Source organism: Tibeticola sp. (assembly GCF_022759015.1).
In the GTDB taxonomy this organism is placed as follows: Bacteria; Pseudomonadota; Gammaproteobacteria; order Burkholderiales; family Burkholderiaceae_C; genus Tibeticola; species Tibeticola sediminis.
On sequence record NZ_JAEMQB010000082.1, the window covers coordinates 20,560 to 28,676 of the forward strand.

The window sequence follows — 8,117 nt, forward strand, 5'->3', positions numbered from 1 at the left end:
GCAATAACGAAATTATATACCAACTTTTTGCGGTTTTCTCGGCGCGCTCGATCAATGTTTGAGCGGCTCGCCGACCACCCCCGCCACCGCAGCCGCGGAAGTCGGCTCGATCGGCGTGGCCGCCGCGATGACCTCGTCCTTCAGCGGAACGGGCTGGCGCTCGAGCGCGAGTTCGAGCACCTGATCGATCCACTTCACCGGCACGATGGCCAGGCCATCCTTGACGTTCTTCGGGATTTCCTGGAGATCTTTCACGTTCTCTTCGGGAATCAACACCGTCTTGATGCCCCCCCGAAGCGCCGCCAACAGCTTCTCCTTGAGCCCACCGATCGCCGTGACCTCGCCGCGCAGCGTGATCTCGCCGGTCATCGCCAGGTCGGCCCGAACCGGGATGTCCGTCAGCGCCGAAACCAGCGCGGTGACCATGGCCGCACCCGCGCTCGGGCCGTCCTTCGGTGTCGCACCGTCGGGCACGTGGATGTGGATGTCGCGCTTTTCGAACATCTCATCCGGAATGCCCAGCCGGCGCGCGCGGCTGCGCACCACGGTGCGCGCCGCTTCCACCGACTCCTTCATCACATCACCGAGCATGCCGGTGCGGATGATGCCGCCCTTGCCGGGCATCACGGCCGCCTCGATGGTGAGCAGGTCGCCGCCAACCTCGGTCCAAGCCAGGCCAACCACCTGCCCGACTTGGCTCTGCGTCTCGGCCCGGCCGTAGGTGTAGCGCCGTACACCCAAGAACTGGTCGAGGTTCTCACTCGACACACGAACCGGCGCCGTCAGCGATCGGAGCTGCAAGCTCTTGACGACCTTGCGGCAGATCTTGGAGAGCTCCCGCTCGAGCGAGCGCACGCCCGCCTCGCGGGTGTAATAGCGCACGATGTCCCGAACCGCTTCCTCGGCTACCTCCAGCTCACCCTCGCGCACGCCGTTGTTCTTCATCTGCTTGGGCAGCAGATAACGCATGGCGATGTTGACCTTTTCGTCTTCGGTGTAGCCCGACAGGCGGATCACCTCCATGCGGTCGAGCAGCGCCGGCGGAATGTTCATCGAGTTCGAGGTCGCCACGAACATGACGTCCGAAAGGTCGAAGTCGACCTCCACGTAGTGGTCCGAAAAGGTGTGATTCTGTTCGGGATCGAGCACCTCGAGCAATGCGCTCGAAGGGTCACCTCGGAAATCCATCCCCAGTTTGTCGATTTCATCGAGCAAGAACAGCGGATTGCGCGTGCCGACCTTCGAGAGGCTCTGCAGCACCTTGCCGGGCATGGCGCCGATGTAGGTGCGCCGGTGCCCGCGGATCTCGGCCTCGTCGCGCATGCCGCCCAGGGCCATGCGCACATATTTTCGGCCCGTGGCTTTGGCCACCGACTGACCCAAGGAGGTCTTGCCGACGCCAGGCGGCCCGACGAGACACAAGATCGGCGCCTTCACCTTGTCGACACGCTGCTGCACGGCGAGGTACTCGAGGATGCGCTCCTTGACCTTCTCGAGGCCATAGTGATCCTGATTGAGCACCTCTTCCGCGTAGGCGAGGTCGTGCTTGATCTTGGTACGCTTGCTCCACGGCAAGCCGACCAGGACCTCGATGTAGTTGCGCACGACCGAAGCCTCGGCCGACATGGGAGACATCAGCTTGAGCTTCTTGAGCTCGGCCTCGGCCTTCTTGCGAGCCTCGGCGGGCATGCGCGCGGCCTTGATGCGCTTTTCGAGTTCCTCGAGATCGGCGCCCTCTTCGCCTTCACCAAGCTCTTTCTGGATCGCCTTGACCTGCTCGTTCAGATAGAACTCGCGCTGGCTCTTTTCCATCTGGCGCTTGACGCGGCCGCGGATGCGCTTGTCGACGTTGAGGATCTCGACTTCGCGTTCCAGTTGTTCGAAGAGATTTTCCAGGCGCGGCCCAATGTCGATCAACTCGAGCACCATCTGTTTGTGCTCGAGCTTGAGCGGCAGATGCGCGGCGATCGTATCGGCCAGACGGCCCGGGTCATCGATGCTCGCGATCGAGCTCAAAATTTCCGGCGGAATCTTCTTGTTCAGTTTGACGTACTGGTCGAACTGCTGCATCAGCGCGCGGCGCAAGGCCTCGGTCTCGGTGCTTTGCAACTCGGCTTCCGTGGGCAGCGGCGCGGGGACGACGGTCGCCACGAAGCGGTCTTCCGATGCCTCCACCTGGGTGATCGTTGCGCGCTGCAAGCCCTCGACCAGAACCTTCACGGTGCCATCGGGGAGCTTGAGCAACTGAAGAATGCTGCCGACCGTGCCAACCTCGAACAGGTCGGTCGGCATCGGTTCGTCTTTCGCCGCTGTCTTTTGGGCGACCAGCATGATGCGACGGTCGGACGCCATCGCCGCCTCGAGGGCTTTGATGCTGCGCGCACGGCCCACGAACAGCGGGATGACCATGTGCGGAAAGACCACGACGTCGCGCAAGGGCAACAACGGCAGGTCGATCGGCGTGGAAGGTAAAGGCGTGTGTCCAGACATGGGAAATTCCCCTTTCATAACCTTACCAAGATGGCTGCGCGCCCGACGTTTTCAATAGACGAGGCGCAGCCGATGGGGCTGCAGGCGGGCAGCTGACCCGCGCATGGCGAGAACAAGCCGTGCGCCCGGGATGGCGCGCGACGAGCGCCCGTCAAGCCTGTCGGGCCGCCTCTCGGTAGACGAGCAGCGGGGGCTTGTTTTCCTCGATCGTCGCCTCGTCGACCACGACCCGCTCGACATTGCCCAGGTTCGGCAGTTCGAACATCGTGTCCATCAACGCTTCCTCGAGGATCGAGCGCAGGCCACGCGCACCGGTCTTGCGCTGGAGGGCCTTGCGCGCAATGGCCCGCAACGCCGCCGGCCGGATCTCGAGTTCGACGCCTTCCATCGCGAACAGTTGAGCAAACTGCTTGACGAGGGCGTTCTTCGGCTCCGTGAGGATTTGCACCAGCGCGTCCTCGGTCAATTCGGCCAGCGTGGCGATGACCGGCATGCGCCCGACCAATTCGGGGATGAGGCCGAACTTGATGAGATCCTCAGGCTCGATTTCGCTGAAGATTTCCGTCAACGAGCGCTGGGACTTGCTGCGCACAGCCGCGCCAAAGCCGATGCCCGAAGACTCGGTGCGCGCCTCGATGACTTTTTCCAGCCCCGCGAAGGCTCCGCCGCAGATGAACAGGATGTTGGTGGTGTCGACTTGGATGAAGTCCTGGCTTGGGTGCTTGCGCCCGCCCTGGGGCGGCACGCTGGCCATCGTGCCTTCGATCAGCTTGAGCAGCGCTTGCTGAACGCCTTCGCCGGAGACATCGCGGGTGATCGACGGGTTGTCGGACTTGCGCGAAATTTTGTCGATTTCGTCGATATAGACGATGCCGCGCTGCGCACGCTCGACGTCGTAATTGCAGTTTTGCAACAGCTTGGAGATGATGTTTTCCACATCCTCGCCCACGTAGCCCGCCTCGGTGAGCGTGGTCGCGTCTGCCATGACGAAAGGGACGTCGAGCATCCGCGCGAGCGTCTGCGCGAGCAAGGTTTTGCCCGAGCCGGTCGGGCCGATCAGCAAGATGTTGCTTTTGGCCAGTTCGACATCGTCCTTGCGAGCCTTGTCCTGGTGCCGCAGACGCTTGTAGTGGTTGTAAACCGCCACGGCGAGGATGCGCTTGGCTTTCTCCTGGCCAATCACGTACTGGTCGAGGTTGGCCTTGATCTGGGCGGGCGTGGGAAGGTCGGTCTTCGCGGCGTCTTGCATGGCGCTCGAAGGCAACTCATCACGGATGATTTCATTGCACAGCTCGATGCACTCGTCGCAGATGAACACCGACGGGCCCGCGATGAGCTTTTTGACTTCGTTCTGGCTCTTCCCGCAGAACGAGCAATACAAAGGTTTCGCGGTGCCGTTACCGTCTTTCTTGGCCATTGAGCAGTTTGCCTGGTGGGTTATGTGAATCTCGATGATAGCGAGTCGACCGGACTGGGTCGGGCTCAGAGACTGGGAGGGAGTTGGGCGTGCCTTGGGGCGTCAAAGCGGGCACGACCGACTCCTCTCAGTCTCTCAGGCCCGCTTCGTCAGGATCTGGTCGATCAAGCCATATTCAAGGGCTTCCTGCGGATCGAGGTAGTAGTCGCGCTCGGTGTCGCGCTCGATGCGCTCGAGCGGCTGCCCCGTGCGTTCGGCGAGGATCTTGTTGAGCAACTGCCGCGTCTTGAGGATTTCGCGCGCGGAAATCTCGATTTCCGTCGCCTGCCCCTGAGCGCCGCCCGAGGGCTGGTGAATCATCATGCGCGAATGCGGCAGCGAGTAGCGCTTGCCTTTGGCGCCCGCCGCGAGCAGGAAAGCGCCCATGCTGGCGGCGAAGCCCGTGCACAAGGTCGCGACATCGGGCTTGATGAAGTTCATCGTGTCGTAAATCGCCATGCCCGCCGACACGGAGCCGCCCGGTGAGTTGATGTAGAGCGAAATGTCCTTTTCCGGGTTTTCACTCTCGAGGAACAACAACTGCGCCACCACCAGGTTGGCCGAATGGTCGTCGACCGGCCCGACGAGGAAGATGACCCGTTCCTTCAGAAGACGCGAATAGATGTCGTAGGCGCGCTCGCCCCGCCCCGACTGTTCGATGACCATGGGCACCATGCCCAGACTTTGAATGACCTGATGACTCATGAATACACGCTCCTGGAAATAGCGCAACTTTAACCAAGTTGACGGCGGCCTACGGGCAACGTTGGCAAGCGATGGCTGTGGCATGGCGCTCTGGGCGGTGATATGCAGACAAAGGCCTCTGCACCCTACCGACCTCTTCGCATGTGGCCAACCATACAAAAAGGGCCTGCCGCACGCCAGGCGCGCCTGCAAGCCCCTCCGCGGATTCAGGGAGTCCAGCGACTCCCCGGGAACTCAGCCCTGCTGAGCCATCAGCTCGTCGAAGCCTATGGCTTTCTCCTGAACCTTGGCTTTCGACAGCACGAAGTCGGAGACGTTGTTCTCGATCACCACGGCTTCGACCTCGGCCAGGCGGCGCGGGTCGCTGTAGTACCAACGCACCACCTCTTCCGGACGCTCGTAGCTCGAGGCCAGTTCTTCGACATGCGCGCGCACCTGCTCTGGCGTGGCGTGCAGTTGATTGGCCTTGACCAGTTCGGCCACGACGAGCCCGAGGCGCACCCGCTGCTCGGCCTGCGGACGGAAGATTTCGTCGGGAATGGGCGCCTTGTCCGCGTCCTTGACGCCCCGCTGCTTGAGCTCGGCGCGCGCCCGGTCGGCCAGGCGGTCGATTTCGGCCTTGACACTGGCCTTGGGCAGATCGAGCTCAGCGACGGAGACGACGGCGTCGAGAACAGCCTTCTTGTTGCGCGCCTGGAGGCGGAATTTGACTTCTCGCTCGAGGTTCTTGCGAATGTCGGCGCGCAAACCTTCGACGCTGCCGTCCTCGATGCCGAGCGACTTGGCGAACGCTTCGTTGACTTCGGGCAGGTGTGCGGCCTCGATCTTCTTCACCGTCACGAGGAAGTCAGCCGTCTTGCCAGCCACCTCGGCGCCATGATAGTCGGCCGGGAAATTCAGCGGGAAGGTCTTGCTCTCGCCGACTTTCATGCCGCGAACCGCGTCCTCGAACTCCTTGAGCATCTGGCCGTCGCCGATGATGAACTGAAAGCCTTCGGCACGGCCGCCTTCGAAGGGTTCGCCGTCGATCTTGCCTTCGAAATCGACCGTCACGCGGTCGCCATCCTGGGCGGCGGCGTCGAGCGGACGCTGGGCGAAGGTGCGGCGCTGCTTGCGCAAAATCTCGATGGTGCGGTCGATGGCCTCTTCGGACACGTCCGCCACCACTTTTTCAACCTCGACGGTAGTGAGGTCACCGAGCTTGACCTCGGGGTAGACCTCGAAGACGGCGTCGAAGGCCAGCATTCCTTCGGGCGCCTCTTCCTTCTCGGTAATACTGGGCGCGCCCGCGACGCGCAGGTCGGCCTCCTGCACGGCTTGCGCGAAGGCTTCGCCGACTTTGTCGTTGACGACTTCGTACTGCACCGAATAGCCGTAGCGTTGTGCGACCACACCGACCGGCACCTTGCCCGGGCGGAAGCCATCCATCTTGACGGTTCGAGCGAGCTTTTTGAGACGCGCGTCGACCTCGGACTGAATCTGCTCGATGGGCAGAGTCAAAGTGATCTTGCGTTCCAGCTTGTCGAGGTTTTCAACGGTAACGGCCATGGGATTGCTCTCTGTTTGAATGAAGGAATGTGGTGCGCGGGGGGGGACTCGAACCCCCACACCATTGCTGGCGTCAGGACCTAAACCTGGTGCGTCTACCAATTTCGCCACCCGCGCGGGTCCGAACAAAAGGGTGGTCGACAGCGCGAGCTGGCCAGACCACCCCAAGGAAATCGGCGAAACTTCAAGTTTAACCGGGAACCGCCCCCGCGCTATCCTCCGCCGAGCCGGGCGCGCCGGCGGGCTCGCGCCGCACGCGGAACCACGCCGCATACATGGCGGGCAAGGCCAGCAGTGTGAGCACGGTGGCCACGATCAAGCCGCCCATGATGGCGACCGCCATCGGCCCCCAGAAGACGCTGCGCGAGAGCGGGATCATCGCCAGCACCGCCGCCGCCGCGGTGAGCACGATCGGCCGCAGCCGCCGCACGGCGGATTCGACGATGGCATCCCATGCCGGCACGCCGCGCGCGCGGTCCTGTTCGATCTGGTCGATCAGGATCACCGAGTTGCGCTGGATCATGCCCATGAGTGCAATCACGCCCAGCAGTGCGACAAAGCCAAATGGCCGGTTGAGCGCGAGCAAGGCGCCAGCCACGCCCGCGATGCCCAGCGGCCCGGTGATGAAGACCAGCACCGCACGACTGAAGCTGTGCAGTTGCAGCATGAGCAGGAAGAAGGTCAGGAACAGCATGATGGGCAAGCCCGCCGCAATGGACGACTGGCCTTTGGAGCTTTCCTCGACCGCGCCCGCGACCTCGATGCGGTACCCCCCGGGCCCCTGCGCGGCCCAGCGCTGCTCAATGCGCCGCAATTCGGGCAGCAGTTCGTTGGTGACGGTCGCGCCCTGCAAGCCCTCGGTGGTGTCGCCCTGCACCGTGACGGCGTAGTTGCCGCCCTCGCGCCAAAGCACACCCGGCTCCCAGGTGAAGACCGGCCGCGCAATCTGGGTGAGCGGAATCGATTTGCCCGAGGCGGTGGGCAAATACGCGTTGCCGATCGCGGTGATGGCGTTGCGCTCGTCGAGCGGCTGGCGCAGCACGATGTCGATGAGCTTGTCGCCCTCGCGGTACTGCCCCACGGTGGCGCCCGCCAGCAGCGTGCGCGAGGCCTGGGCAATCGACTGGCTCGAGACGCCGAGCGCGCGCGCGCGGGTCTGGTCGACTTCGAGGCGCAGGGCCTTGACCGACTCGTTCCAGTTGTCGTTGACCCCGCGTAGGTGGGGGCTGGCACGCAGCACCGCTTTGACCTCATCGGCCCGCTCGCGCAGCAGCGTGGGGTCGGCGCCGATGACGCGGAACTGCACCGGATATGGCACCGGCGGCCCGTTGGGCAGCAGCTTCACGCGGCCGCGCACCTCGGGGAATTCCTGGGCCAGCACCGCGGGCAGCGCCTTGCGCAGACGTTCGCGCGTGGGCAGGTCCTTGGGCAGCACAATGAGCTGCGAGACATTGGTCTGCGGAAAGGTCTGGTCGAGCGGCAGGTAGATGCGTGGTATACCCGAACCCACCCACTGGCTCACGGCGGTGACGCCCGGTTCGCCCAGAAGACGTGCCTCGACCCGCTTGGCGACCGCTTCGTTGGCGGCAAACGAAGTGCCCTCGGGGAACCAAAGGTCCACCAGGATTTCCGGCCGCGAGGAATCCGGGAAGAACTGCTGCTGCACCTTGCCCATGCCGACGATGCCAAGCGCAAAGAGCAGGATCGTCGCGCCGATCGTCTTCCAGCGGTGCGTCACGCACCCGTTCACCGCGGCTCGGAAGCGGTTGTAAAAAGGCGAGTCGAAGACCTCGTGGGGTCCGTCGCCGGCAACCGCCCAACCCCCCGCGCCTTCGCCGCTGCCCGCCGCCGCAGCCTTGGGCGGCTGGCGCAGCAGCACCACGCCGAGATAGGGCACGAAATACACCGCGGTCACCCA

Annotated in this window: 5 protein-coding genes and 1 tRNA gene; all 6 read right to left on the bottom strand. The window is 63.6% G+C overall.

Going from position 1 to position 8,117, the window contains the following annotated elements:
- Positions 1–51: 51 nt before the first annotated feature.
- Positions 52–2,490, bottom strand: coding sequence for an endopeptidase La (lon, locus tag JHC36_RS05005; protein ID WP_287916606.1), 2,439 nt, complete (start codon positions 2,488–2,490; stop codon positions 52–54).
- Positions 2,491–2,641: 151 nt separating this feature from the next.
- Positions 2,642–3,907 carry an ATP-dependent Clp protease ATP-binding subunit ClpX gene (gene clpX, locus JHC36_RS05010; protein ID WP_287916608.1) on the bottom strand — a complete coding sequence of 422 codons (1,266 nt, stop codon included), beginning with the start codon at positions 3,905–3,907 and terminating at the stop codon, positions 2,642–2,644.
- A 135-nt stretch (positions 3,908–4,042) separates the two neighbouring features.
- Positions 4,043–4,651 (bottom strand): ATP-dependent Clp endopeptidase proteolytic subunit ClpP, encoded by a 609-nt coding sequence (gene clpP, locus JHC36_RS05015; RefSeq protein WP_124219743.1) that lies wholly within the window; start codon positions 4,649–4,651, stop codon positions 4,043–4,045.
- 234 nt (positions 4,652–4,885) lie between these two features.
- On the bottom strand, positions 4,886–6,199 hold the full coding sequence (gene tig / locus JHC36_RS05020) for a trigger factor (RefSeq protein ID WP_124219746.1): 1,314 nt from the start codon (positions 6,197–6,199) through the stop codon (positions 4,886–4,888).
- A gap of 30 nt (positions 6,200–6,229) precedes the next feature.
- Positions 6,230–6,316 (bottom strand) — tRNA-Leu (locus tag JHC36_RS05025).
- Positions 6,317–6,389: 73 nt separating this feature from the next.
- A partial coding sequence (locus JHC36_RS05030; protein ID WP_287916612.1) for an efflux RND transporter permease subunit occupies positions 6,390–8,117 on the bottom strand: 1,728 nt, incomplete at its 5' end.

Excerpts from the sequence above, each read along its gene's own strand:
- lon (WP_287916606.1), bottom strand. The coding sequence starts at position 2,490 with ATGTCTGGACACACGCCTTTACCTTCCACGCCGATCGACCTGCCGTTG.
- clpX (WP_287916608.1), bottom strand. The coding sequence starts at position 3,907 with ATGGCCAAGAAAGACGGTAACGGCACCGCGAAACCTTTGTATTGCTCG.
- clpP (WP_124219743.1), bottom strand. The coding sequence starts at position 4,651 with ATGAGTCATCAGGTCATTCAAAGTCTGGGCATGGTGCCCATGGTCATC.
- tig (WP_124219746.1), bottom strand. The coding sequence starts at position 6,199 with ATGGCCGTTACCGTTGAAAACCTCGACAAGCTGGAACGCAAGATCACT.